General features: G+C 41.3%; 20 protein-coding genes. 8 read left to right on the plus strand and 12 right to left on the minus strand.

Going from position 1 to position 25,367, the window contains the following annotated elements; genetic code table 11:
- Nucleotides 1-11 precede the first annotated feature (11 nt).
- The 5 genes from AC3E9V_RS18550 to AC3E9V_RS18570 form a co-directional block, all read right to left on the minus strand.
- Nucleotides 12-590: a DUF4276 family protein gene (locus AC3E9V_RS18550; protein ID WP_488749647.1), complete on the minus strand. Its 579-nt coding sequence runs from the start codon at nucleotides 588-590 to the stop codon at nucleotides 12-14.
- Nucleotides 587-1,786, minus strand: coding sequence for an AAA family ATPase (locus AC3E9V_RS18555; protein WP_488749648.1), 1,200 nt, complete (start codon nucleotides 1,784-1,786; stop codon nucleotides 587-589). Before AC3E9V_RS18555 ends, AC3E9V_RS18550 begins: the two co-directional genes overlap by 4 nt.
- Before the next feature lie 81 nt (nucleotides 1,787-1,867).
- Nucleotides 1,868-2,350: a hypothetical protein gene (locus AC3E9V_RS18560; RefSeq protein WP_488749649.1), complete on the minus strand. Its 483-nt coding sequence runs from the start codon at nucleotides 2,348-2,350 to the stop codon at nucleotides 1,868-1,870.
- Between the two features lie 175 nt (nucleotides 2,351-2,525).
- Entirely contained in the window at nucleotides 2,526-4,865 is a 2,340-nt protein-coding gene (locus AC3E9V_RS18565; protein WP_488749650.1) for an AAA family ATPase, read from the minus strand.
- 494 nt (nucleotides 4,866-5,359) lie between these two features.
- The gene (locus AC3E9V_RS18570; protein WP_488749651.1) at nucleotides 5,360-5,581 is read right to left on the minus strand and encodes a helix-turn-helix transcriptional regulator; all 222 of its coding nucleotides are present in this window, start codon (nucleotides 5,579-5,581) and stop codon (nucleotides 5,360-5,362) included.
- A gap of 80 nt (nucleotides 5,582-5,661) precedes the next feature.
- Between AC3E9V_RS18570 and AC3E9V_RS18575 the strand changes: the two genes are divergently transcribed.
- Both AC3E9V_RS18575 and AC3E9V_RS18580 read left to right on the plus strand, forming a co-directional pair.
- Nucleotides 5,662-5,892 carry a hypothetical protein gene (locus AC3E9V_RS18575; protein WP_488749652.1) on the plus strand — a complete coding sequence of 77 codons (231 nt, stop codon included), beginning with the start codon at nucleotides 5,662-5,664 and terminating at the stop codon, nucleotides 5,890-5,892.
- Nucleotides 5,893-6,595: 703 nt separating this feature from the next.
- A complete protein-coding gene (locus AC3E9V_RS18580) occupies nucleotides 6,596-7,336 on the plus strand; it encodes a DUF6261 family protein (RefSeq protein ID WP_488749653.1) in 741 nt (246 codons plus the stop codon).
- A 177-nt stretch (nucleotides 7,337-7,513) separates the two neighbouring features.
- Here the strand turns inward: AC3E9V_RS18580 and AC3E9V_RS18585 are convergent, their stop codons facing one another.
- Nucleotides 7,514-8,269 carry a LytR/AlgR family response regulator transcription factor gene (locus AC3E9V_RS18585; protein WP_488749654.1) on the minus strand — a complete coding sequence of 252 codons (756 nt, stop codon included), beginning with the start codon at nucleotides 8,267-8,269 and terminating at the stop codon, nucleotides 7,514-7,516.
- 156 nt (nucleotides 8,270-8,425) lie between these two features.
- Here AC3E9V_RS18585 and AC3E9V_RS18590 point away from each other — a divergent pair, with 156 nt between their 5' ends.
- A complete protein-coding gene (locus AC3E9V_RS18590) occupies nucleotides 8,426-8,791 on the plus strand; it encodes a MotA/TolQ/ExbB proton channel family protein (RefSeq protein ID WP_488749655.1) in 366 nt (121 codons plus the stop codon).
- 347 nt (nucleotides 8,792-9,138) lie between these two features.
- Here AC3E9V_RS18590 and AC3E9V_RS18595 read toward each other — a convergent pair whose 3' ends face one another.
- Nucleotides 9,139-9,456, minus strand: a complete 318-nt coding sequence (locus AC3E9V_RS18595) for a hypothetical protein (RefSeq protein WP_488749656.1) — start codon at nucleotides 9,454-9,456, stop codon at nucleotides 9,139-9,141.
- Nucleotides 9,457-9,810: 354 nt separating this feature from the next.
- Between AC3E9V_RS18595 and AC3E9V_RS18600 the strand changes: the two genes are divergently transcribed.
- Both AC3E9V_RS18600 and AC3E9V_RS18605 read left to right on the plus strand, forming a co-directional pair.
- Nucleotides 9,811-11,724: a histidine kinase dimerization/phosphoacceptor domain -containing protein gene (locus AC3E9V_RS18600; RefSeq protein ID WP_488749657.1), complete on the plus strand. Its 1,914-nt coding sequence runs from the start codon at nucleotides 9,811-9,813 to the stop codon at nucleotides 11,722-11,724.
- A 53-nt stretch (nucleotides 11,725-11,777) separates the two neighbouring features.
- Nucleotides 11,778-12,008 carry a hypothetical protein gene (locus AC3E9V_RS18605; RefSeq protein WP_488749658.1) on the plus strand — a complete coding sequence of 77 codons (231 nt, stop codon included), beginning with the start codon at nucleotides 11,778-11,780 and terminating at the stop codon, nucleotides 12,006-12,008.
- A 469-nt stretch (nucleotides 12,009-12,477) separates the two neighbouring features.
- Here AC3E9V_RS18605 and AC3E9V_RS18610 read toward each other — a convergent pair whose 3' ends face one another.
- Nucleotides 12,478-12,849: a hypothetical protein gene (locus AC3E9V_RS18610; protein ID WP_488749659.1), complete on the minus strand. Its 372-nt coding sequence runs from the start codon at nucleotides 12,847-12,849 to the stop codon at nucleotides 12,478-12,480.
- Nucleotides 12,850-14,115: 1,266 nt separating this feature from the next.
- Between AC3E9V_RS18610 and AC3E9V_RS18615 the strand changes: the two genes are divergently transcribed.
- The 3 genes from AC3E9V_RS18615 to AC3E9V_RS18625 all read left to right on the plus strand — a co-directional run bounded on the left by AC3E9V_RS18615 (nucleotide 14,116) and on the right by AC3E9V_RS18625 (nucleotide 19,525).
- Nucleotides 14,116-17,958, plus strand: coding sequence for a two-component regulator propeller domain-containing protein (locus tag AC3E9V_RS18615; RefSeq protein ID WP_488749660.1), 3,843 nt, complete (start codon nucleotides 14,116-14,118; stop codon nucleotides 17,956-17,958).
- A 57-nt stretch (nucleotides 17,959-18,015) separates the two neighbouring features.
- The gene (locus AC3E9V_RS18620) at nucleotides 18,016-18,624 is read left to right on the plus strand and encodes a hypothetical protein (RefSeq protein WP_488749661.1); all 609 of its coding nucleotides are present in this window, start codon (nucleotides 18,016-18,018) and stop codon (nucleotides 18,622-18,624) included.
- A gap of 202 nt (nucleotides 18,625-18,826) precedes the next feature.
- A complete protein-coding gene (locus AC3E9V_RS18625; protein ID WP_488749662.1) occupies nucleotides 18,827-19,525 on the plus strand; it encodes a hypothetical protein in 699 nt (232 codons plus the stop codon).
- A 363-nt stretch (nucleotides 19,526-19,888) separates the two neighbouring features.
- Here AC3E9V_RS18625 and AC3E9V_RS18630 read toward each other — a convergent pair whose 3' ends face one another.
- From AC3E9V_RS18630 to AC3E9V_RS18645, 4 genes are all read right to left on the minus strand, one after another.
- Complete coding sequence (locus AC3E9V_RS18630; protein WP_488749663.1) at nucleotides 19,889-21,070, minus strand: SAM-dependent methyltransferase; 1,182 nt, start codon at nucleotides 21,068-21,070, stop codon at nucleotides 19,889-19,891.
- Between the two features lie 528 nt (nucleotides 21,071-21,598).
- Nucleotides 21,599-21,823, minus strand: a complete 225-nt coding sequence (locus AC3E9V_RS18635; RefSeq protein ID WP_488749664.1) for a hypothetical protein — start codon at nucleotides 21,821-21,823, stop codon at nucleotides 21,599-21,601.
- A 292-nt stretch (nucleotides 21,824-22,115) separates the two neighbouring features.
- Nucleotides 22,116-22,955: a DUF4625 domain-containing protein gene (locus AC3E9V_RS18640; protein WP_488749665.1), complete on the minus strand. Its 840-nt coding sequence runs from the start codon at nucleotides 22,953-22,955 to the stop codon at nucleotides 22,116-22,118.
- Between the two features lie 45 nt (nucleotides 22,956-23,000).
- Nucleotides 23,001-25,367, minus strand: coding sequence for a TonB-dependent receptor (locus tag AC3E9V_RS18645; RefSeq protein WP_488749666.1), 2,367 nt, complete (start codon nucleotides 25,365-25,367; stop codon nucleotides 23,001-23,003).

Below are 25,367 nucleotides of genomic sequence, written 5' to 3' on the forward strand. Positions count from 1 at the left end.
GACTCTTTTAGTTAGCTTTTTGGATATTTGTCTAAAACTTTTATCAGCTCACTAAACTTAGAGCAAGTTTCTAAAACGCTGTTAAAATCTAGGTTAGAAAAAATATCAGGGTTATGTGATTCTTTATATCTGTGCTTAGAGTATTTAGTTCTTGATATCAGTACATTTTTTGGGTTTTCGATGTAATGGGGTGTTTTCTTTAAATTTATATCAGATTTATATCTGTTATTAAAATAATCTATGTCACCAAAGATTAAGGCCTCCAATTCATAAATATTTAGTAGAAGAATAGATTTACTTCCACTTATCTTTTCCTTGCAATCATTAAACCATTTTTTTCTCTCTTGTACCTTTTTATGCTCTGATATTATTCCATCTAAATCACGAATAAATATTATTGCATCAATTCTGTTTTCCATTTCGACCGCAGATTCCAGTAAGCCTAAAAATTTTTTTGTATCCAATTGCGTACCCTTTATCCTTTTTAAAAGTAGCTTAAACTGGATTTTTCCCGAATATCTTTGATTTAAAAGATTGCGAATAGATTCCGTATCATAAGGATCTTCGCCTATGAGTCCAATCTTTCTCATAATTTAAGCTCATCAGTATGTCTCCAAAAGTCACTTAAAAAACTATTCCTTGTAAACGTCAAAGCTTTTAGGATCTGATCTGAACTAATATTCTTTATACTTGTCCTATTATCTAAATACTCAGAAATAATGATTCTCTCAATATCTTCTTCCTCTAAAATATCAAGCACTTGGGGAGAATGAGTAGTTATAATAATTTGCTTAGTTTCTGACTCTTCTTTCAGAAATTGCATCATTTTATCTAGCTGGTGAGGATGGATTCCAAGTTCAGGCTCCTCAATCAACATAACCCCAGACTCATATGAATGTATACTGCTTATCATTAATAACAAACGCTTTGTCCCATCAGACAAAGCATCCCATCTATACCATTCATCTTCTATTTTAAACTCAAGTAAAATATCGCCTATTGTTAAACTTTCCTTTTTCACCCATTTAACAGAAAGTGCATTGGCTACCCTAACATCGCTTATATGTGTAAATTCTGACAAAAGATCTGATAGTTTACGACTTAAACTGGATTCAGCTCCCTTCAAAAATTCATTTGTTATTTCTTGAGAAAGAGATGAATTGGGGCTGAGTTTTCCATTCACTAATTCAGACTTCAACTTTGTTAAAATTTCCCAAGCATAAATATCTAAAATGTAACGCTCAAAAATAGTAGACCTTTTGTCAGGCAAACCATGGATCATTCCCCATTCAAACATAAATCTATATTGGCCTGGCTTAGATAGAAAAACTAAGTCATCTGGAACATTATATTCGAAAAAATGTCTATGAAATCTAGGTGGCAAGCTTTTTTGAGCTAAATGATGTTCGAAAAAATCATTTACATCTTCGGAGAGTTCGATTTCTGATTCTTCATCAATAATCTTTGCGTCATTAGTGAAATATTCTAAGCATAATGCTCTTTTAAAACTTTTTCCATAGGGAACGACTTTGCTTGAAGACTTTATTCTATGGACATCTTTATGGAAAAGATTTTTATTCTCTTCTAAAACCAACTCAAAATCTAGGAAAAATTGATCAAGATCTTTGGGATATCCATTAAGTGATCTCAGTAAAAACTCTAAAAAATTAGTTTTTCCTGATCCATTTGGCCCTATTATTATATTAAGCCCCTTTCGTAATTCTACTTCAACGTCAGAAATAGACTTATATCCTCCAAATTGAATTTTTTCTATATAAGAAATCATATTATTAAGGCTTAAGACACACTGAGTAAAGTCTATCTTGACTCAATTCGCGTCAGCGTCCGCTTGTGCTAGACACAGATGTCATAATCTTTTTATTGCAAATCCGGAAATAACATATCCACTGGGTAAGTACGTATCTTTGACTTTAGGATTTGAAGACTCAATAGTTTCAATTTCTAAATTCATAACAGCATCAGCTCCCAAATCTTTTATTTTCCCGTAAACTATTCCCAAACTCTCCTGAAGACTATAATTCCCTTCGATCCATTCGTATACTTTATAGCCGTATAAGTCAACGCCTGTTTCTTTCCATTCAGCGGAAGTTGTAAAGTAATAACTAAATAAACCAACAGATTCATAGTCACCATTGTATTTTTCAGGAGTAAATAAGAAACCTTTTTCAGAATATGGTGTGAAATCTATAACATATAAATGTTCAATTTTTGAGATCGCAGGAGGTACTTTTTGTGTAATGCATGAGGAACAAAATATCAAGAACATCCAAAGCACAACAGTTATTTTGAAGTTCCCTAAACACAATTCTTGTTTGTTAAATTTACTCATATTTAATCTTTTGAGATTGAAAAACATCTATATTAAGCTAATATTGATGAATAAACCTGAAACGAGAGATGTCAACCCAATTTAGACCATTTCCTCCCCTCCCATGGTGAAGTGCTGACTTTCCGGATGCTGACTCAAATAAAGTTTGAGCCTACAATTTCTTTATACTTCATCATCAATTAATACTTTCCACTAATGCTTCATATTGTACACTATCAATATCTTTAATCTTTTCGATAACAATTTTCACACATTCCTCTACCTCATCAATATCAATAGGTTTCCATCCCCTATCAATATAAGTTAAATGAGAATACTCATTCACAACTCTCATTATCATACTTGGGACATTCCCATCAAAAATTTTATCAAGATTTTTAAGAGGGTCATTATTGTTAGGAAACTTAAAAAAGAGATAGCATTCTAAGAATTTACGAATGTTATTAGGCAGATTATAAAATTGATTGTAGTAATCATTAATGAATTCAATTTTACTCTCTCCAGTCTGATTGTAAAATTGATAGATCTGCTCAAACAAATAATTAAACTCCGTGATATACTCCCTTAAATGGATCGGCATCTTAACTAAAAAACTTCTCTTTTCGTCCCTCTTTTGGCGCCGTTCAATAAGGTAATAGTTTGGTTTTTTAGCATTCCCAATGCTTAATCTCTTCAAGTACTTCAAAAAATCCAGATTATGGGTTGATATAAAGAGTTGATGATAAAGTTTAGGTTTAACAATTACGGAATCAATGAGACTATACATGAAAAAAACATGATTACTATCCAAACTTGAAATTGGATCATCAATATAAATCACAAGTTTCTTTCGTATCTGATCATCTTTCATTTCATCCTCAATGTGAGCAATGAAATAACAAAATGAAATAAGGCTACTCTCACCCTCACTTAAATTTCTAGCTGGTTCCCCTTCCCTCTCAATCTTAAAAATTGTATTTGGCATTTCACCTTCCGCAACCAGTCTTAACTGGTCGTGTCCAAAGAAGTTTGTTAAATGATTATTAACCAACTCAGCTCCATGGCTCTCGTCTTTCGCTTTGGCCTCTAAAGACCTCTTTTCTTCAATCAAATCATTAACATTTGTTTGATGGATTTTCAACTCTTCCTCTTCTTGCTTAAACGTTTCATCAAGTTGTTCTATTTCGCTTGTGCATAAGGCATAGTCAATATCATTCAAAAAATTCTTGACCTCTGATATTAATAATTTTTTACGCCCTTTGGATTGGTCAGATTCAAGTGTTCCACTTCTCGCATTATGACTCCTTATCAGGACATTAAAATCTTTCATCACGCTAATCAACTCCTCTGAATTATCATATATATTAGGTAGATCCTTGATATGAAAAATATCATTTTCTCTCTCGGTCAATAGTTCTTTAAGACTCTCCAAGCTTTTAATATAGTCACCACTCTCATTAATCCATTTTGACATATTTCGATCAAAATCATCCTTTAGCTCATGATAGAAATCTTCCCTATTAAGGCCTAGAAACATTCTTACAGAATCTATTGCTTTATCTATAGAGACCTTATAATTAGAAATATCATTTCTTAGATCCTCAGAGTCTTTGTTAAAGTGGCTTTCCAGTTCATCCCATAAATCATTATCCAACCTACTTCCACAAAACCCACATTTTTCTCTGGATCTTTTATGAAGATCAATTCCTTTTCTTACCCACTCTTGGAGAAAACTGTCATCCATTAATTCTGCAATCTGTTTAGTAGGATTGACTTCTTTCGATAGAAATTGCTTAACGGCTTCAACGTGTTTTTGTAGTTGTGGCCTTGCAGTAGATATTTCTTCTATTTCTGGTTTTGGTTCTTCAAAAAGCAATGACTTGATCCTTTCTTTCTCAGTTTCAGTTAGAAGCTGAAAGTCACCTGCCTTATCTATATCCTTTTTAATTGCAGAAATATTGTAGGTTGGCACATTGTAAAACTTGCTTTCGTACTTAAGTTCTTGGGCTTTAGACTTAAGCCTACTATCTAATGTTTTTACCTTACCATTTAAGTCATTTTTAGTAGCTTGGTATTTTTCCTCTTTTTTCATTAAGGAAAAAAGCAAGCCAGACTCTTCCTCTGAACCCAACTTCTCTTCGATCTCCTTTATTCTCTTATCAATCTCCACATTCTTCTTTCCAAGAATAGCAAAGGGCTTGATTGATCCATCTTCGTTATTTAACCACGCAAGATTTTCTCTTACAAAGTCTGAATTGTAAACTCTTATGGTATAACTGTTTTTGGGAGAACTTAACTCGGTTTCCTTTATTGAATCGGAATCAGATTTAAATGAGAACTTTCCATTGGGATAATCTTTATGGACTTTTTCCTCCTCCATACTTCTTACAATCCGCGAAAGTGTGGTCTTACCAGAGTAATTTCGACCGTAGATAATATTTATCTTTCTGAAATCTTCTTGATCTCCTTGAAAATGGTTTTTCCATTCATAGTTCTTAAAAATCCCATATGAGTCAATATCTATTTGTTTAAGCATTTTTATACTTTTTTACCCATCACAAGCACACCCCGGCCCCTCATTACAATCTTTACTTTCAGAAATACAGGAATCTCCACAGGCTTTCCCGGTAGAGCATGTTTTGCAGCAGGTACCATCATCGGAGCAGGAATAAAATGCAAGGGCGGAAAACAGCAAGAGGGTTAATGTCATTCTTTTCATAAAAAGGCAGTTTTTAAGCAATCCCTCAAATTACAAAATCCACCAACACCAGTAAATACCCTAAATGGGGTATTTTTCACCAAAAAACAAAAAGCCCGGAGTTGCGATTGGCCGGGCTTTTTGATTCAACATTTACATTACATTATTTATGTCAAAAAGACAATAGGAGTAAATATAATCAGCCGACAGGCAGGCTCCAACCGAAACCATGAAATATCCTACCATTACCTGAAAAACACCCAAAATGTGGTAGTTGAAAAGGGTACAAAATACCCTAAATGGGGTATTTTTCATTAGAAATGCTACGAGTATTACTCAAATAACTCATCTAAAGTTGCTCCTAAAGCCTGAGCAATCAGGTATGCCTGGGAGATGGAAGTAGCAATCTCTCCTGCTTCTATCCGCTGGACCTGACGGACATCTGTTTCAGCCTTTACGGCAAGCTGCATTTGTGTAAGGCCCCTCGACTGCCTCATCTCCTTTACATTTTGGCCAAAAGCTTTTTGAAGTGATTGCTGTTTTTCACGATCCATAAATGGGAAGTTCCAAATAGTACGGCAAATAATACACGACACATTTGTCGTTAAGCATATAGTCCATTATCTTAGACAACATGATTAACCCACCAAACATCTCCGAAACAGACCACCACATTCTCTCCGAACTCAAAGAGCTCTTTGAATTTACTTCTCCCGGCAGGCTTCGTCGCAGCCTGCTTGACTTATTTTTCCACTGTATGACCACCAGTGAAACACCGGAACTGCCTAACCAGGAGGAGCTGGTCCCAAACTTTTACTACCTGATCAACTTCCTAAATGAGGTAGAATCGATAAATAATGCTTGACCACTGAAGCTTTAGCGTAAGTGAGCTTGTCCGCCGAAGCTTTAGCATAAGTGGGCTTGTCCGCCGAAGCTTTAGCATAAGTGGGCTTGTCCACCGAAGCTTTAGCGTAGGTGGGGAGAAAAGATGAACGCCGGAAAAGGTCAATAACCTCATCTGGCGCGAAAACCCGGCAGCAGTTCAATCATACTTCCATATTGAACGGAAAACCTGGCAGCAGTTCAATCATACTTCCGTATCGAACGGAAAACCCGGCAGTAGTGCAATCATGCTTCCATATCGAACGAAAAACCCGGCAGTAGTGCAATCATACTTCCATATCGAACGAAAAACCCGGCAGTAGTTCAATCATACTTCCATATCGAACGGAAAACCCGGCAGTAATGCAATCACACTTCTATATCGAACTAAAAACCCGGCAGTAGTGCAATCATACTTCCGTATCGAACAGAAAACCCGGCAGTAGTGCAATCATACTTCCGTATCGAACGGAAAACCCGGCAGTGACAAGCGCGTATTTATGCTCCATATTCCAAACCCCTGGGGGGTAGATGCATTTTTATATTATTCTTAGATAGAATCGGATTATTTCACATGATCCTATGGTCTTTTGCAATAAATTTATAATTCACTTGCATCTATAAACCAACACCATTATCTTTCATGCTTGATTAATTAATATTAACTATTAAACCAACGATTTATTATGACCATTAGAGAAATCCTCAAGAGCCTTTTTACCTCCAGAGAGGTACAGTCCCTCGCCGAAAAGATCCTGAAAACCATTGAACCGCTCACCGCCTCCAACCCGGCCATTGCTGCGCTGGCCACGGGTCTGGATAATGCCCTGAACGAGCTTAAAAAAGCCCGTAAAAACGGTACCTACAACACACAGACCGAACTGCTGGTGGAAGCCGATGAAGCAAGGGATCTGGCTTTTCGGGCATTCCGGATGTATGTGGAAGCGGCCGCCCTCAGACAAAATGAAGTGATATCACAAGCCGCCCAAAGCCTGCAAAAGCACGTGCAGAAGTTTGATGCCAAATTGGTTTACTTCGGATACGCTGCACAGACGGCCGAGCTCAACCTGTTTCTGGCTGAAATGAACAAGGCTGCCACTCATGTAGAAAATAGCGGTGCCACTGAGTGGTTAAACGAACTGAATACCTCGCAGGAAGGATTTATAGACATACAGGGAGACCGAATGGACGAAGAGGTGGAAAAGAGCCTCCTGGAGCCTACCCGCATCGCCAAAGAAAAAACACTTCAGCAGCTCATAGCGCTCACCAGTACACTAAACGGACTGGAGATGGCCGGTATTGAGGGTGTAGCCGACGTAAACCAAAAAGCAGATCAGATCATAGAGGAGATCGAAATACCTGCCCGCGCCCGCGCTACCCGAAGGAAAAATGCCGCAGGAAATGGAACTGCACAGGTGACGGAATAAGGTCAAACCCACCGTGTCTCAGGACGATTGCAGCAAATTTTTGATGCTCACGGCTCTCCTAAATTGGAGGGCCTTTTTTTATTGTTTATGAGGACCAATCCCCCGGTCTGAGTCTCACAGGCCGGAATATCATAAGGTTTTTACTTCTTTTTTTGTGGTGCAGGGTATAGGGCTATATCAATCTTTTTTGAGTTCAGCCAGTACATTTTCTCTGAATTTTCGGCCTATTGGCAATTTTCCATTTTGGACAGCAACATAATCATATCCAAATTTTTGAACCCGATTATGATTAAACAGGAAGGAACGATGACACCTGATAAACCAATCAGGTAACCGCTTTTCTAACTGGCTTATTTTTTCCCGGGTAGTTATAATGTCGGTTGTGGTGATGATCTTCACATAATCAGCCAGGCTCTCAATGTAGAGAATGTCATCAAGGGGGATAGAAATAGTTTGGCGGTTTGACTTGACATTGATTTTTTTCCTGAGATTTGTCTCCATAGCCTCAGTCAGCTGATAGATCTTTTCCTTATGCCTGAGATTGGATTGTAGTAAGTGAATCAGAGAAAATAGAAATACAATAAAATAGATCACTATATCCAGCTGCAATACATCCTTAACGAAAGGGTCCATTTTATCCCACTTTAAATTGGCCAGGATCACAAATGAGAAAACTACTACTACTTCAGACAAAAAGACGGAAATAACAATGGTGTAAACAGTATAAAGTATAAAACGGGAAAGCTGCTGATGAAAAAGGTACCTGGGAACCAGAAAGTAGTTGAAAAAATAGGAAGTCGCGATGGCTATTGGCATCAGCATGACCGTAAAATAAAACGCATCAATATGGCTATCCCATCTTTGGCCAAAAAGAATATTAAGAAACAAAAAGGTTAATAACCAAAATACAATTTGTCGTGATTGTCTAATCATTTTTTTATCGCTGAGTCCTCTGCTAATCTCCTGAATTTCTCCGGATTTTGTATCAAAAAGCGATTAACAACCACTTTATCACCGGATATAACCTATAATTCCGGAGCATGCATTGGTAACTTTACGCCATAGTTAAAAAAACAAAATTTTAAAGTTATGGTAGAGTTATATTATAAGGGAGGTCCATTATTTATGGGTATTCTTACATTAATTGCAGTAGCGGTGCTGGCATTGGCGGTTGTCAATGGATGGACTGTTTTTTCAAAGAAAACAAATGATGCAACACCTCGTAAGCTGGCCCTAATCAAAGAAACCGGATTACTTGCTTTGGTGAGCGGGATACTGGCCACAAGCCTCGACCTGTTTTCTGCTTTTGACGCTATTGAGAAAGCGGGGGATGTTTCCTTGAGTCTGATGGTAGGCGGGCTGAAGGTAGCCATGATCACTATTATCTATGGATTTTTCATCTATGTGCTTTCACTGTTGATCTGGTTTGTCTTAAACTGGAAATCAGGTCAGTAAAAAGTAAAGCTAAGGGGCCTGGTGGCTAGTCTTCAAAAAAACAATAAGTCATGCCTTGACTAAAAATCACTTGCTTTAATGAAAGCCGTCAGACGGCTAAATCTTTAAATAATAGATGGGTTACCCATTCAGGAATACTGTCAAATGAAATGAGCTAACTGAAGGGTGCGGTATGGGGAAAAATAAAAAATGGGCGGATATAAATACCCGCCCACCTTTTTTATCATCTCTAACCTCACCCAGTCGCTCGGCTTTGCCGAGTGACCCTTATCCTGTGATTTTTGGCCTCCGACCCAGAGCCCGACCTACGCGGCTCGACCTACGCGGCCTGGTCGGCCACACCCGACCTACAGCACTTCACCTCCTTCGGTAAGCCTAAAGGGTGAAAATACTCCGGAACTGCTGTACTTCCAGGAAGTCTCCTCAGTTACTGGTCCGCTTGCCACCGGGTTCATTACCACATATTCGGCTTTTTGCTCATAAATTTCCGGAGAATTCAACTCTATCGGATGACTTGTTTTTGCCCATATCACACATTCCTTGTTTTGCCTCGTTCCTTTAGCAAAATAGCGAAACATGCACATCAGCCACTCACGTCGGCTTTCACCATGCTCTTCAATGGCTTTTAAAAATTCTTTGGCCGTAAAACTTTTAAAATCCAGCATAATGCCAGGCAGTTTGCAGTCTAAATGTTGAGCTATTAAATGGATGTGGCTAGGCATGATGACATACTCAAAAAGTTTTAGTCCCCTTTTTAGCCATACAATATTTAAGGCTATCTATAATGATCTCACAATAACGCTCTCTGGTAAACAAATCGAAACCTGTAAGGTCTGTGAACTTTTCAGGACGTCAAACGACTCTTTCATCAAGGAGATAGTAGTCAGACGGCTATTTTCTATAAAATAGACAGGTCACGTGTCCAGGGCACACCAAATAAGGCATATCTGCTACAAATACCAATATCATTTTTTATTAATCAATATTATACTAAAATTGAAGACCAATGCTAGCGTATCATGAGAATAAGTTTAAAGCTATTTTCACTAATTCCACTATTGTTTGTCTGGGAAATCGAGGCAAAAGATGTGGATTATTTGCAAGATGATAAATCACCGGATAGCATTACTCTACTGGAAGTAAAGGATCAATTCTACCAGGCAAAATCTCTATTGGATAAAAATCAGTATTCGGAGGCGAAGAAAGGTTTTTTCAGCTGTATCAAGCGACTGAAATCCTTCCCGGAAAATCAATTTTACAGGATGAGTAACAATAACCTGGGACGTATATTTTTTTTTATGGGAGAATATGACAGCTCCCTGTATTTCTACAATGTCTCCTATGAGATTAATACCGCATTGAAGGATTCGACGAGTATGGGACAAAATGCCTTAAACATTGGGAACGTTTTTTTGAGCCAGGGCAAACATCACAAAGCAATTGAATGGTACCTGGAATCCTTGAAGATTTGTGAGACGCTCAATCTTGAGAGGGAAGTAGCTATGCTATATAACAATCTTGGAGCCTTGTATGATCATCAAAATGACTTAAGTACCGCCGTGGATTATCTGCTTAAATCCATAGATAAAAAAAGAAGTTTAGGAGATTCAATCGGTATTGCCAGAACTTATAATAACCTATTCGGCATTTATAGTAAGCAAAACAACATTGATGCGGGTCTCGGGTACCTGAGAAAATCAATTTCTATTAGGAAAAAATTAAACGATCGCAGGGGCCTTTCATTTGCATACAATAACCTGGGAGAATATTTCTATAGTAAACAAAACATTGATTCAGCAATGTTTTACCAGCAGGCAGCTCTCAAAATCCAACAGGAATTGGGCGAAAGGGAATCTATTGTTGGTACCTCACTAAAGTTAGCCAATTACCTGTCTGATGTCAACCCGGTGTTAGCAAAAACCTATACAGAGGAAGATATGGCATATAAGCTGGGATCAGTAACACAGCTTGCAGAACTATATAGAATAAAAGCAAAGATCTATGCAAATCTTAACGATTTTGAGAGCGCTTACAAAACTTATCAATTACACAAGATCTATGAAGATTCAATCTTGAATCTGGAGAATTCAAGCCTAATAGCTGAATTGCAAAATAAGTATGATCTGGCTCAAAAAGATCAGGAAATTAAGCTGTTAAATGCAGAAAATGAACTTAAAGAATCAAGAAATCAAAGACAGAAGCTGTATACTCAGATGTGGCTGGGAGGATTTCTGCTCATGCTGATTATTGTAGGTATATTATATAGGTATATTAGAGTGTCAAATAAAACAACACATCTGCTAAAGGAAAAAAATGCAGAAATCCGGAGCGTACTCAATGATAGGGAAGTCCTGTTGAAAGAAATCCATCATCGGGTAAAAAATAATCTGCAAATTGTGGCCAGCCTACTCAATCTGCAAAATCATTTTGCAGAAGGAAAAGAAGCCGGTGAATTGTTGAAATTGAGTCAGGATCGAATACAAACAATGTCCTTAATTCATGAGCAATTATATCAGACAGAGAACCTGGCGGAGATCACATTTAAAACCTACATTGATGAACTTATCAAATATTTTAAGGCCAGCTATTCAACAAATAATATATCATTTGAGACAGATATTTCTGATATACGGTTGGCCATAGACAAGTTGGTCCCATTTGGCCTAATCTTAAACGAATTGATTACTAACAGCATAAAATACGCGTTTGAAAACCACCAGGGAAGCATCATCATTCATTGCCATCAAACCGGCAAGTCAACATTTTGTCTTAACTATAGAGATACGGGAAAAGGTCCCGGTAAAGGTTTTAAATTTGAATCTACAAGCTCTCTAGGACTTTCGCTGGTCAAGAATCTGGTAATGCAAATCGAAGGGTTTATAGAACCATCAGCTAAGGATGGATTTGGTTACCGGATAGTTTTTAACGCTTAAAACCGAATACCCAAAATGGGGTGTTTTCACCATAGTCAAACACCATCTATGATATGGAAATCCAAATGCCCGGTAAACCAATAGCTACCAATGGCTATCTGGGTAAAAAACATGATGAGAAGGGGGCGATGTGGACTGTGGAGCCCGCCTATTATTTTGCCCAGGATTATGAAATGTGGGTTGAATCCCGGGTGAATCATTATGCCCTGTGGTTGATCACAGCAGTATTTGCAGGTTTTGTTGGGATTGCGTTTGTGAGGTGGAGGTTGAGGAGAAAAAGCTGACAGATGTTAGAGGCTGGAAGTAAGAAGCTGAGTGTGATTTCATTTTTGTGTGGCCGGCCAGATACAACCGGCTAGGTGGGCCGACTGGAGAAGGGTATTACCTGGCATCATGCGACTAAACCTTGTATATCAAAATCGGAAAATCATTCCCGAAGGAAATGCTTCCAGGATGAACGCTGACAATGAAAGACCCACTGGACTGGGCACCTCACCCAGTCGCTCGGCTCCAGCCGAGTGACCCTTATCCTGTGATTTTTGGCCTCCGCCTACGCGGCCCGGCCTACGCGGCCTGGTCGGCCACACCCGACCTACTGCACCTCTCCACCTTCTGTAAGCTTCAAGGGTGAAAATACTCCGGAACTGCTGTATTTCCAGGAAGTCTCCTCAGTGACTAGTCCGCTTGCAAGCGGGTTCATTACCTCATATTCGGTGCGGATTTGAGTTTTGCTTTTCCGGTAAGGCAGGTTATTCAGTCACCGAGCTGAGGTTCTACTTCCTGGATGCACTTGATGGTCACGGGAGTACCTTTCATGCAGATGGTTGCCACGTCTTCAGCTACTTCATAGTCGACCAGCACTTGCATGCCGTCTTCCAGGGTGAAGTTTCTCATAGGATCATCGTCTCCTTCCGGCAGTGGTGGAGTACCACACCACAGCCGCAAGACCGGATCCAGATATTCGCCATTTTCGAGTCGGAGCAGGTACCCACAGCCATCCAGGTCCGTCCAGTCTTCAACTACGGCATACGTGCTGCATTGGGTTTCGTTTTCAGGGGATTCTTCACAGCTGGCACCACCTATCAAAAGTGCAATGATAAAAATGTAAGGAAAGTTTGCTTTCATGTGTATATAATTAGCTTTTGGCCAGAGAATTTTTAATGTTGATTTCATGATCATATCAATCATATCATCTGTTATCAATGACACTACTTTAAGTGAAAGCGTTGGAGACAAGGGTTGTGTTGATGATTAAGTTAGACGGGTCACAAAATGACTGATGATGAAAATTGTAAAACTCTGAAATATAGCATGTTTTGCAAATATGTCATCGGTAGCTGATATTATCATAAATGAGGGTTGGTAAACAAATCGATCCAGCCCACTATGGACATGATAATAAAATAAGAGTGGTCGGTATTAGCTTTTCTCAATTCGGACATGTTGTAAATGTAAAGTTTTACATTTCAAACACGGCCAGAGGCCTCGGCCATATGAGTCACTCGGCCTGGTCGGCCACACCTGGTCGGCCACACCTGGTCGGTCACACCTGGTCGGTCACACCAAGCCGAGCGACTGGTAAGGAGCCGTCGGAAGACTCTTTCACCACGGATATAGCCGTCAGACGGCTAAATCTTTAAATAATAGATGGGTTACTCATTCAGGAATACTGTCAAGTGAAATGAGCTAACTGAAGGGTGCGGTATGGGGAAAAATAAAAAATGGGCGGATATAAATACCCGCCCACCTTTTTTATCATCTCTAACCGCCATAGTTAGGGAAGCTCAAAAATATTAACTTTACTTTAATTGTAAAAGGAAATCGAAATAAACCTTTACTGTCCCCCACAATCGCCCGGCTCCAGGCTACCCAATCCCCCGGCCTGTGGCTCTCAGGCCGGAATATCACAAGGTCTGTGAGCCACAGACCTTGGAGTAGCTAAAAGCTCTAAAATATGACTCACTCGGCTGGAGCCGAGCGAGTGCTCTGAGTAGAGTAGAGAATAGGCCCTCCTCGAGGGTCATTCCGCAGGAATCTATGTTCATTAGTCTTCAGAATGTGATAGATCCTTTCAGGATGACTTTAAAGGAACGCTATGTCCTGGAGCAGGATTAGTTCATTTCTGACCTGCAGATGGCTATTTCTCCCTATTGGCTGGAGCCGGGCAAGTGCTGTCACACTACTATAAATCCTCAGAATAACCCCGGATCCGGTGTTATTTTTTCGGTTTAAGGAAGCAACCAAACAATTCTTACACCAAATGAAGTCATTTCTGAAACCTTCAATTATTCATAATGAACTAGCATTGTTAATTCTACTCTAAAAAATCGAGGGGATATTTTATGTGAGGAAATAATATTTTAATGTACTGACTTAACACATCCAAACAAGATGCTAACATTTATTCGCAAGAGCTTCAATATACTTTTCTTCGTTTCCGCTGTATATACAGCAAGTGGCCAGCAGGTAAAATTTGATCATTTATCAGTAAATGAAGGGCTGTCCCAGGGAAATGTTTGGGATATCAAACAGGATAAGCAAGGATTTATATGGGTTGCTACCGAAGATGGGCTCAATAAGTATAACGGGTATACCTTTACTATTTACAAAAACAAAAAGGGTGATTCGACCAGCCTTTCCAGCAACATTGTATCATCCATAGCTGAGGATCAGCTGGGATATATTTGGGTAGGGACAAGAGAGGGCCTGAACCGGCTGGACCAGAAAACCAATACGGTTACGAGATTCTTCCATTCGGATGACCATCCGCAATCACTCGCCCATAGCACAGTGTCTACCGTATATGTAGATAGTCAAAATAATGTTTGGGTTTGCACCAATGAAGGTTTGAGTCTTTATGACAGAAAAACCAACAACTTTATCAACTACCACCACGATCCGGCCAAAAACAATACGTTGGTGGATAATTTTGTAAAGAGCATCTATGAGGATAATGATGGCATCCTCTGGATAGGCACAATGGGGGGCATCAGCCGCTTTGATCCGAAAACGGATCGGTTCACCAACTATCACTATGATCCAAATAATTCTAATTCGCCCAGCAGTGATCAGATCATGAGTGTCTTTGTAGATAAAGATAACAACGTTTGGCTTGGGACATTTGACGCCGGTCTCATAAAATATGATCAATACCGGGATCAGTTTATCAGGTTTTACCCTGATCTCATGGATCCGACGAAATTACCTTTACCTTATGTCTATAATACGAGCCAGGGAAAAGATGGAACCATTTGGGTGTCAAATGATGGAGGACTATGCCGGCTGGATGAAAACACCGGGGAATTCACGAGGTATGTCCAGGATCAATCCGACGATTTTAGCCTCAACAGCAACATCATTACCGATGTGTACTTTGACAGGAATGACCGGATGCTGGTAGGCACACGGTATGGGGGAATGAACATTCATGACAAAGGCAAATATGGTTTCGACCATTTAAAGCAGGCCAGTAAAACTAACAGCATCAGCGGTGATAATGTACAGGGTATGGACGAAGATGCTTTTGGCAACATTTGGATAGGTGTGGATGGGTCCGGTTTGAACAAATACAACCCGCAGACGGGCAAGTTTACTCACTATCAGCATGATCCGGACAATGCAAATAGCCTGTCGACAGACAAAGTGCTGTGTGTGGAGGTAGATCAGGATGGGAATGTTTGGTCGGGCACCTGGCGCGGTGGTATTATCAAATTTAATCCCGCTACCAATCGGTTTACGCGTTACCTGCATGACCCGGATAATCCCCGAAGTTTAAGCGACAATAGCATATTTGACCTCTTCATCGATCAGGATGGGGTGTTATGGGTAGCCACCTGGGGCAATGGGATCTCCAGGTATCATCCGGAAACCGATGATTTCACCCAATATGAAGGCCGGGCGAATGATCCCAACGCTTTGCCAAATTCACCGATCGTTTACATGACACAGGATCATACTGGCCTGTTTTGGTTGGGCACAGAAGATGAGGGGTTGTATTTATTTGACAAGACCCGGGAAAAATTTACCAAAATACCAGCCGGTGGAAGAAGGGGGCTGTCGACCAATGGTATTTACTCCATCTATGAAGATTCACAAAGGCGCTTATGGGTGGGTACCGGCGGTGGCGGATTAAACCTGTATGACAGAGAAAAGGATGTATTTACCGTGTTTACAGAGGCTGATGGCCTGCCAAACGAAGGTATTGTGGGAATCCTGGAAGACAATGATCAAAACCTCTGGCTGAGTACAAACAAGGGGCTATCGAAGTTTAACCCGGATAAGGGAACCTTTAAGAATTACACCAAAAACAATGGCCTGCAGGGGGATCAGTTTAACCGGTGGTCATTTCTTAAACTGAGGAATGGCAAACTGCTTTTTGGTGGAACGAATGGGCTAAATATTTTTGATCCGGCTCACATAAAGGAAAATGATTTTATTCCACCCGTGTATATCACAGGGTTCAAACTATACAGCGAGGATGTAGCTATCGGAGAAAATGAAATCCTCCAACAGGACATACTTTTCACTGATGAATTGGTCCTGGATCATACGCAAAATTTTATCTCACTGGAATTTACGGCGCTGAACTACCGGGAATCGGAAAGCAATCAATACAAGTATATAATGGAAGGCTTACAGGAAGAGTGGGTACGCACCGGGACTGAGCGCAAAGCAACGTTTACCAATCTCGATCCCGGGGAGTATACCTTCAAGGTGGTGGGTTCCAATAACGATGGTTACTGGAATGAAGCCGGTCGTTCCTTAAAGGTGGTCATTACACCTCCCTGGTGGGCCACCTGGTGGTTTAGGATGGTCGTTGCAATCTTTCTGATCACTGCTGGAGTCACCGTCTACAAGTGGAGATCCAATATGATCAAAGCGCAAAAGGCAGAGCTTGAGGCCAGGGTGAAAGAGGCTACGGAGCAAGTCATCGAACAAAATGAGGAACTGAAGCTCCAGCAAAACAGCCTGCAACTGGCCATTGAAGATACCAATTACGTGATCAAAGAAGCGGTGGAATCCGGGAATTTCTCGGCAAGGATTGATCTTGAAAACAAATCCGGGGAATGGAGGGAACTTGGAGAATCTATAAACAAACTTTTTGAGTCCATTTTACTGCCGTTCAATTTCATCAATGAGATCGTAAATGCCATGGCTCAAAGTGATCTTAGCATGAGATATACAGAAGAAGCCAGTGGAGATATTAAGCGGCTCACCGAAAATCTCAATGAGGCGTTAAACAATCTTTCAGAATTGCTGAGTGAGATCATTTCACAGACTGATGTCATAAGGCATTCTTCCCAGGACATGTTGACCTCCAGCGAAGAAATGAACGTAAGTTCCGGGGAGATTGCTTCTTCCATTGGGGAGATAAGTCGCGGTGCCCAAAATCAGGTAAAACGAATTGATGAGTCCTCTAATCTGCTGGAAGGAATACTTCACTTCTCCAACGAAATGGCTAAACAGGCCGACTCGATCAATCAGGCTGCAATCGAAGGAGTAGAACACAGTGATCGCGGTAAGGAGCTCATTGGTCGCGTGGGTGGCAGCATGCAGAATATACTGTCTTACTCCCGGGACACAAATGAATCCATCGAGATACTCGCTCAGCGGTCTGCGGAGATCTCGCGAGTGCTGAACATCATCAATGGTATTGCTGATCAAACCAACCTGTTGGCTCTGAACGCTGCGATTGAAGCCGCAAAAGCCGGAGAAGCAGGGAAAGGTTTTGCAGTGGTGGCAGAAGAGATCCGCAAGCTTTCCGAGGGATCAAGTAAGTCCGTCAAGGAGATTGAAATAATGGTGGCTGATGTCCAAAGCGCCATCAGGTCAACCACCAAGCTTATAGGAGAAATGAGTTCCAGCATAAAAGGCGGGGAAGAAGCCTCCAGGGATGCCTCTGCTTCATTCGAAGAGCTGGCAGCATCATACGCTCGAACCCATAAACTTTCAGAACTGATCGTAGAGGCTACAAAGCACCAAACATCAGACATCAGCAGCGTAGTGGACATCATAGAAAGTGTAGTGGTCATATCCGAGCAGACGGCAGCCGGTACGGAAGAGATCGCAAGTTCATCTTCGGAGCTTTCTACCGGAATGACCGAGTATACGCAACGTACTCAGGAGGTTTCGAGGATTGTGGAAACGCTTAAAGACAAGGTCGGTCAGTTTAAGCTGAAATCTTATTTGGGCATGAGTGTAGTAAAAGATAATGGTCATGAGGAAACCCGATAAGGTTAAGCCTACCTGATCCATGATTTAAGGAGAAAAATCACGATAAACATTATACACATGAAGTCAAAAGCAGTTCTGTTTTTTTTCTTATTGATCGTTACAATTTCAAATATCAATGCTCAAAACAAGGGCTATAAGAGGGGGTACTTGATCCTGGATAATAACCGCATTTTAAATGGATATGTAAAGTATTCAGTGGGCTCCTGGTCAATCTGGAAAAGTAAACCTAGCAAAGTTAAATTCAAATTTACTCCGGAATCAACGCCCATCAAGGCAAAGGATGATGTAAAGGGATTTGTAATTGAATCCGATAGTTTTACCATTAAATACAATATCACAATAAACAATTCAGCTCCGGTCTTTGAGCGGGATTTCGTCAAGGTAATCGAAGTTGGGAAAATCAATCTGTACCTTCATCAATGTACCAGTACTACAAGTACGGGTATAGGGATCGGGCCCATAGGGCTCAACATGGTAAATGGTCATGGCTCCTGGATATTAAGCAAAGGCGCACAGAACCTTAACTTATATAAAATAAAGCGACAGAAAGAACGCTTAATTCATCTGATTTCAGATAATGAGGAATTAGCATCTGAGGTTAAAAACAAAAAGCCTTCTGATCTGGACATTCAAGATATAGTATCACGATATAATTCAGGAGGATAAAATACCGTATAACCAATCCGGTTATGAAAACTAAAAAATGCTTTAATCCGGCAAAATACTGCCGAAAACTTTGTTTTACCGCTAACGAGTAGTTATTTCGCACGCCTCCTACTACTCCGTTTTTTGTAAACAAATCGTTAGTTAAAGACTTTGGGTTTTCTTATTTTGCCTAATTTTTAATCTATAACCAAACTTAAGTTTAATGAAACAGTATTTTTCAACACAATGGCTATGTGTATTAATGGTCATCATGACCGCATCCTTCTCGGCTGTGGCCCAGAAGAAGGGCAAGCTCACACCGGAAGAAAAAGAAAACCTGAAAACCGCAAAAGTCAGGCTTTACCGGTTTAATGCACCACCGCTTCACTTTATGACACCCAAAAGTGCAGTGGGCGAAGGGATCGTGGCAAACCTGACCAAATCAGACCTGGCCGATAGCGTGGATAAGTATCATTACTACCCCAATAAGCTGGTCCAGTACTATGTAGACAGCCTTATGCGTGCTGAAGGATTGATGGCTAACATTGAGCTGGTGGAAGAACCCTTTGAATTTCAAATGCCCCGCGAACTCAAAGACCTGTCAAAATATGAAGGTGTAGATACCGACTACATCGTAGAGCTGATTGTAAACCTAATGGCCTGGACCGCTACCTACTCACCGGCTAAATGGAAACAATATTCACTGAATCTGGGTGTGGAAATGCGCATTTATAAAAAGGATGGCAACATCCGGATATGGAAGACTATTGAGGGCTACAGTGGACTAAAAGATGACCGTCTCAAATTTTATATAGATGACATGCAGGAAAATGGCAAAGAAAAGCTGATGGCCATGCGGGACATTGTCGCAAAAGAATGTGCGATCCAGCTTGTAGAGGCTTATAAATCAGCCAAAAAGTAAAACAGTAGGCACCTACTGTAAGGAGGTTTTTGATAACTCTTAGAGAGCCGTCAGACGACTCTGCCATAGCGGAAATAGTCGTCAGATGGCTACTCTTTAGATTTTATGTTTTCAACCCATAGTTTTAAATAGAATTAAAAGCCGCTGATATTCACCAGAGCAACTCACCAGTGTGATGATTTGTAAGAAAGGTGACTGAATTTTTTGATGTTATTTTTTCTTCAGACCGGGTCGCGTAGACACGCGGTTCCCCGCCGGGACAAAATTTGAGGGCATAGCAGGGTTATGGCAGAAAATTTTAACACAGTATGAAGGAAAAAGAGCGCAAAAATAGTTGGCTTTTTTACGAGTCAGCTCACCAGATCAAACTTTCAATTCAGCCGTTTTCCTGAACTGATCGTGTTCCCCCAGGTTGGCAGCCCCGATAAACCTCATTCTGTCAAAGTAATCCCTGTTTTTATGACACACGATCTGGTACGCCGAGGAGCCTCCATGGCGGCCTATGAGCACAGACCAGGCCAAAAAGATCTCGTAGATACGGAAAGTCTTTTCTCCATACTTCTCCAAAACCTTCTCTTTGTTTGACAGCCAGTTTTTGTACCAGTGATTGATCGTGATGGAATAGTGATTTCCAATGTTTTCAACAGAGTGTATTTCAAAGCCTACTTTCTCAAGACGGGTGAGGTCCCAGTTGAGGGGCATACTTGCATCTGCTCCGGAGAAGATGTACTCACTCATAAAAAGACCCCAAACCAGGTCTTCGCGGTTTTTCTTACTAAACAAATGCGGCCTGTCGCGGAGACCCGCTATCTGCAGGTAAAACAATCCATCATCATCCAGCAGATCGTAGCATTGTCTCATAAATTTTTTAAAGTACTTGATCCCCACATGCTCGGCCATCTCCAGGCAAAATACTTTGTTGTACTTCTTGTCTTTTGGGATGTCCCGATAATCTTTCGTCCAGATCCTGGCCCGATCTTCTACCCCATACTCCCTGATCTGACGCATGCCCCAATCGGCCCCTGCCTGAGCGATGGTGACTCCCGTGGCATCCACTCCGTAATACTTGGCCATATGAGCTACAAGCGTCCCCCATCCACAGCCAATGTCCAATACTTCCTCACCGGGTTTGAGCTGCATTTTCTGAGCTACAATATTCATTTTGTTTTCCTGTGCCTGCTCCAGGCTCTCATTAGGATCTGTGAAGTAGCAGCTGGTATAGATCATCTTAGGGCCTAAAAACCAACTAAACAGATCGTTTTTGTTGTCGTAGTGATTGCGGACAATACGCTCGTCCTGTTTTTTAGAATGAATAACCACTTCGGGTATCAGTCGCGACAGAAAGAAATAATAATGATGGGCAATGTAGTTGTAAGTAAAGACCTCTCCTCTGAGGCTTATCAGCTCATGAAGATCGGTATTGATATCTATTTTTTGATCGATGTAATCCTGTACAAAATGACCCATGGCCACTTTTCCTTTTGAGTATCGGCCCGATACTCTGGGGTTCTTTACTTCAATGAAATCAGAAATCTTTTTTGTCATGATCAGGGATAGGTTAGTCCATGGAAAATGTGATCCATAAACATACATAGAATTTTGGTGAAATGGCATTTGTGCACCCGCCAATGCAGGATGAAGCATTTAAAAAAACAGTCAGGCATTGTGAAAGAATTTATTTTTTTCGATAAGATACCCACCTATGGGAATCAAGGACGGGCAAAGAGCTGAAAGGAATAAAGAAAATCCGTGATAATCCTACTTTGTCAAGTTATAAAAATCAATTTGGTTCACCCCTACCCTAAAGGGAGCCAAATTGATTTTTTCGCCTTTCCCTTCAGGGATCCAAGGTAAAAAAGGCGAACTTGACAAAGTAGGATTAATCTTTATTCGAGATAATGAGACTTCAAATTTGGAGATGACAAAGACTGAAACATTTTAGAGGGGTATGTCACTCCCGACCAGGCTATCCAGCGTCCTTATTCAAGAAATACTGACAACAAAAACTCTCCTTTTCCCTAACTAGATAGCCACGCTCCCCGAAGAAGAGCTGGAAACTCTTTAAAGATAAGGTTACAGTGTCAAAGACCCGGAAAGCCTGTGAGAACGGGTCCGGGAATAGTTTGCTAAACCCAGGACGAAATTTACTCTGATGTATCTATGCATTCCTGATATTCGGTCTACAAGCTCAGGGTGTTCCCAGTTTAAGTCCATGTTCCTTTCAAGGTGCCCCAGGATCTTTTTTGCACATTCAGCTACTTGCTGGCTATCCTCATTTGTATAGTTTGCAGTTTGCATCTTTCTTACGATATATGGTTTGGTCTTCTTTATCTATTCCTTAATTAATAAAGGCTTCATTTGATCAAATGATACCGGTTAGCAAGAGAACTTTTCCGAAATTAAGGACAGTGCAGCCAGAGTCGATATTTTGAGCGTGTAAAAAAAAGTAAAAAAAAAGAGGCCGTCTCAAAAGCATTTTGAACGGCCTCTAGTTTTTTGTAGAAGAGAATTTTCTCAGGTAGGTACCCGAATACGTTTACCCTTTTGAGACACCCTCCCTAAACTTAATTCAATATGTCTTCCAATCTACTCAGTCAAAATGGATCTCAATGGAATGTCTTGATATGTTTCCATCTTCATCCTCTGCAAGTACGATCAGGTATAAGTGTTCTCCTGCTTCCAGCTCATCCAGGTCACCCTGGCTTACCACGATGCTGGCATCTGCCAGTAGATCCTGGATCAATACGGAAGTTTCTCCCTGCACTTCAAATTCTTCCTCAAAAACATGCTCATCTTCCTGTAGCACCCTTCCACTTTCATGGTCATGCTCTCCCGCCGCTTCCAGGTGACCTACTATGATGATCACATGCTCCAGGGCTCCTACCTCATCTTCCACTTCACCATAAAACATCAAAGGCTCCCCTACCACTCCCTCATAGGCTGCCACTTCGGCACCATTTGCATCTTCAAAGTGCACGTGGGCCATCTCTTCATTGGTGATCCATATCTCTAATAGCTTAGAGGAGCCATCAGCAAACGTAGTGGAGTTACCAGCAGCATCGATCGCCTTTACCACTAAGTCATAAGGACCGGCAGTGGCATTCGCATCTATTGCTATATCCTCCTGTACATCATCCGCCTTTCCGGTCAGTGTATAGCTCTGATCAAAGGTAAATGGCGTTACCGCTACCCTTCCATGACTGTGACCGTCAAAATTGTTATGAATATTGATATTGAATGTTGCCAGGGCTTCATCATCTTCAAAGAGCGCATCGAAATGCATGGTGCCTCCGGCAGCAAACATCTCCCCATAACCCGGCTCTTCTAAAGTGATGGTAGGAGCTGTAATGTCCACCGGATCATCGTCCCCTTCACAGGCCCCTAAAAACAACATTGAAATTAATGCTAAGCTTAAAATTGAGTTTTTCATGTGTACCTTTTTAAATGCAATAATATTGCAATTATAAAATAATAGTTACTTAATTGCAAAAGGGATGTTTAAAGAAACGACAAAATTTCGTCCCTGCTCCGGTAGGTTAAGAAGCCTGTAGCGGCTCAGGTGATTGAAATACCTGGCGTTTGTGAGATTCTGAACGGAGAAGATTAAATCCGCTTCGAATCGGCTGAACTTAAGATGGGTTCCCGTATTAAATCCCAACAGGTGATAACCCGGTGTTGTGCGTTCGTTGCGATCCACCCTGTTTTGATCAAATGTTTTTTTGTAGCTCAATCCCATATTGATTTCCTCTACCCATCTGGATTTTACTGGTATTTCATAGTGAATTTCTGATAATATCGATCCGGGCGGAGTAAACGGCAGGGGAAGCCTTGTATCAAGGTTATAATTATAAACATACTCATAAGCTACCCGAAGATGGAGCGGGTCTATTGGGTGATACTCTGCGGCAAACTCTCCTCCGGCAAAAAATGCATCGTGCTGGCGGTATTGAAAAACCTGACCTCCTTCCGGAAATGAATCCGGATCCATACTGGAAGAAAACCGGGCAGTCGGGGCCAGATATATAAAGTCGCTGAACCAGGATATGAAAGGCGTAGCAATCAGGCTGATATTAGCTTTTTGATAGCTCAAACTCAGATCTCCCTGCAATCCGCGTTCGGACGTTAGTGTACTGTCCCCTACCTCGTGACGAAACGTCCCGTGATGTATGCCGTTCATAGACAGTTCTGAAGCCGTAGGGACTTTAAAGCTCGTTCCGAGGTTCCACTTGGCGTTAAAAGCCTTACTGGGATAATAGCTTAGCCCTAGAGCTCCGGAGAAATTATAGAAGTCTGAGTTAATTTCACTATTTCGCTCATAGTAGCGTTCTATGGTCGTTTCATCACTGTATATAGGTTCGCGGTAAGCAGAGATCTGCCTGTTGGCATAATCAAATCTAAGACCCGCAGTGGTGGTCAGCTGATCTCCAAAATTAAACTCTTCGAAAACAAAGCCTCCCAAAGAGGAGCTCGTGAATTCGGGGAGCAGAAACTCAAAACCGGACCGGGTATTGATCTGCTGCTGGCCCTGAAGACCTATGATCCTGGAGTGACGGTCTGATAAATGAATGAAATACCGGGCATTGATACTATACGTTTGAAGTCGGAGCGCATGTGCCTGAGTGCCCTGGGGTCGGGGCCCTTTACCATGGGCATGCGGATTGGATTGTTCCTGCCGATAGTTGTTTTGATATCCCAGGTCCAGTTCGAGCCAGTTTTTTCCCAGAAGGATATTGCTGTTAGAGATCACCTTGAAGTGGTTGATCACCTGACGCGGCAGGTCAATGTCCCTGTCATCGCCATCAGGTGTCAGCTGGTAAGCCCGCGGAATACCTATTGCCCCTACAAAGAACCCTGCCTTTTGATGAAAATTGCTGACGGTGAGTGTTGAATATCCCCAGTTCTTCTTTAAGCCCACCATGGCAGTTAAATTACGTTCGTTACCAGCTGTGTTCTTCAGCTGCTGATCGTAAAGCGGGAGGTTAAAACCATTGTAATTAAAGCTCTCTGCAGGTACTCTATAGTCACCAAAGTCCTGCGTGCTGAATCGCAATCGATATACTTTATCATCAAAATTCCCTTCCAGGGAAGTGGAGGTACTTATGGACTGATTATTTGTTTTGTAAATAGCTTGTACGGCGCCTTTGTGTACACCTGGGTCAGGGAGCGGAGGTGGAAAAATATTCAGAACACCGCCCAGTCCATCAGAGCCATACATCAACGAGCTGGGACCTTTCACCACCTCTACGCGTCCCGGTTCAAACATGTCAATTTCCAGGCCATGATCGGTTCCCCACTGCTGGCCTTCCTGCTTCACACCCTTGTCATTGACAATCACCCGGTTAAAGCTCATCCCCCGGATCACGGGTTTTGAGATGCCCACGCCTGTATTGATGGCGTTCACTCCGGGCAGGTCTTCCAGAGAATTGACCAGGGTACCTTTTCTGTTCTTTTTGAGGTATTCGAGATCAATGATCTCCATAGAAAGGGTATGCTCTTTCGGGCCGGTTTTGTAGTGATTGGACTCTACAACGATCTCGCTTAGTTCCAGGGAAGTTGGCTCCAGGGTGATGGTGATCTCAGAGCCTCCATTAGCCTTAGCTACGATCGTTTTGGCCTCATAACCAATGTAACTTATATGCAGATGGTAATTGGCCGCTAGCATATCTGTGAACTCAAACCGGCCATCAAGATCAGTGGTCATCCCCTTCTCCAACTCATGAATGATCACACTAGCTCCAATCAGGGGCTCTCCTGAAGGGTCAATCACCTTTCCCGACAATATGCTCTGCGCAGAGGCAACCCAACACACAGCCACGAATAACACCAGAATGAAATACCGCAT

The sequence above is a fragment of the Marinoscillum sp. HNIBRBA16962 genome (assembly GCF_057801515.1).

Excerpts from the sequence above, each read along its gene's own strand:
- AC3E9V_RS18570 (WP_488749651.1), bottom strand. The coding sequence starts at position 5,581 with ATGGATCGTGAAAAACAGCAATCACTTCAAAAAGCTTTTGGCCAAAAT.
- AC3E9V_RS18615 (WP_488749660.1), top strand. The coding sequence starts at position 14,116 with ATGCTAACATTTATTCGCAAGAGCTTCAATATACTTTTCTTCGTTTCC.
- AC3E9V_RS18575 (WP_488749652.1), top strand. The coding sequence starts at position 5,662 with ATGATTAACCCACCAAACATCTCCGAAACAGACCACCACATTCTCTCC.
- AC3E9V_RS18555 (WP_488749648.1), bottom strand. The coding sequence starts at position 1,786 with ATGATTTCTTATATAGAAAAAATTCAATTTGGAGGATATAAGTCTATT.
- AC3E9V_RS18565 (WP_488749650.1), bottom strand. The coding sequence starts at position 4,865 with ATGCTTAAACAAATAGATATTGACTCATATGGGATTTTTAAGAACTAT.
- AC3E9V_RS18590 (WP_488749655.1), top strand. The coding sequence starts at position 8,426 with ATGGTAGAGTTATATTATAAGGGAGGTCCATTATTTATGGGTATTCTT.
- AC3E9V_RS18560 (WP_488749649.1), bottom strand. The coding sequence starts at position 2,350 with ATGAGTAAATTTAACAAACAAGAATTGTGTTTAGGGAACTTCAAAATA.
- AC3E9V_RS18620 (WP_488749661.1), top strand. The coding sequence starts at position 18,016 with ATGAAGTCAAAAGCAGTTCTGTTTTTTTTCTTATTGATCGTTACAATT.
- AC3E9V_RS18605 (WP_488749658.1), top strand. The coding sequence starts at position 11,778 with ATGGAAATCCAAATGCCCGGTAAACCAATAGCTACCAATGGCTATCTG.
- AC3E9V_RS18595 (WP_488749656.1), bottom strand. The coding sequence starts at position 9,456 with ATGCTGGATTTTAAAAGTTTTACGGCCAAAGAATTTTTAAAAGCCATT.
- AC3E9V_RS18645 (WP_488749666.1), bottom strand. The coding sequence starts at position 25,367 with ATGCGGTATTTCATTCTGGTGTTATTCGTGGCTGTGTGTTGGGTTGCC.
- AC3E9V_RS18625 (WP_488749662.1), top strand. The coding sequence starts at position 18,827 with ATGAAACAGTATTTTTCAACACAATGGCTATGTGTATTAATGGTCATC.
- AC3E9V_RS18580 (WP_488749653.1), top strand. The coding sequence starts at position 6,596 with ATGACCATTAGAGAAATCCTCAAGAGCCTTTTTACCTCCAGAGAGGTA.
- AC3E9V_RS18610 (WP_488749659.1), bottom strand. The coding sequence starts at position 12,849 with ATGAAAGCAAACTTTCCTTACATTTTTATCATTGCACTTTTGATAGGT.
- AC3E9V_RS18585 (WP_488749654.1), bottom strand. The coding sequence starts at position 8,269 with ATGATTAGACAATCACGACAAATTGTATTTTGGTTATTAACCTTTTTG.
- AC3E9V_RS18635 (WP_488749664.1), bottom strand. The coding sequence starts at position 21,823 with ATGCAAACTGCAAACTATACAAATGAGGATAGCCAGCAAGTAGCTGAA.
- AC3E9V_RS18550 (WP_488749647.1), bottom strand. The coding sequence starts at position 590 with ATGAGAAAGATTGGACTCATAGGCGAAGATCCTTATGATACGGAATCT.
- AC3E9V_RS18630 (WP_488749663.1), bottom strand. The coding sequence starts at position 21,070 with ATGACAAAAAAGATTTCTGATTTCATTGAAGTAAAGAACCCCAGAGTA.
- AC3E9V_RS18640 (WP_488749665.1), bottom strand. The coding sequence starts at position 22,955 with ATGAAAAACTCAATTTTAAGCTTAGCATTAATTTCAATGTTGTTTTTA.
- AC3E9V_RS18600 (WP_488749657.1), top strand. The coding sequence starts at position 9,811 with ATGAGAATAAGTTTAAAGCTATTTTCACTAATTCCACTATTGTTTGTC.